General features: G+C 46.5%; 2 tRNA genes. Both read left to right on the forward strand.

The window, feature by feature from the left end:
* Nucleotides 1-118 precede the first annotated feature (118 nt).
* A tRNA-Ile gene (locus tag GKZ89_RS20835) sits at nucleotides 119-195 on the forward strand.
* An 18-nt stretch (nucleotides 196-213) separates the two neighbouring features.
* Nucleotides 214-289, forward strand: a tRNA-Ala gene (locus tag GKZ89_RS20840).
* The last annotated feature ends 87 nt before the right edge of the window (nucleotides 290-376 follow it).

The following is a 376-nucleotide window of genomic DNA, read 5'->3' on the forward strand; positions in this document are numbered from 1 at the left end:
GGTAGCCGTATCGGAAGGTGCGGCTGGATCACCTCCTTTCTAAGGATTTTTACAATAGAGAATTAACGGCGCTTCGAGTTTTGTTTAGTTTTGAGGGAATTTTTTTCTCTTAAAAGATGGGCCTATAGCTCAGCTGGTTAGAGCGCACGCCTGATAAGCGTGAGGTCGATGGTTCGAGTCCATTTAGGCCCACCATCTTTCATTCTTTATAACGGGGCCTTAGCTCAGCTGGGAGAGCGCCTGCCTTGCACGCAGGAGGTCAGCGGTTCGATCCCGCTAGGCTCCACCAACGAAACGATTTGTTCTTTGAAAACTGGATAACGAAATGAATGTCATTCATTCACACGAGTAAGAAATGACCTTACGATTTTTCTTC

This window comes from Metabacillus mangrovi (assembly GCF_009711125.1).
In the GTDB taxonomy this organism is placed as follows: Bacteria; Bacillota; Bacilli; order Bacillales; family Bacillaceae; genus Metabacillus_B; species Metabacillus_B mangrovi.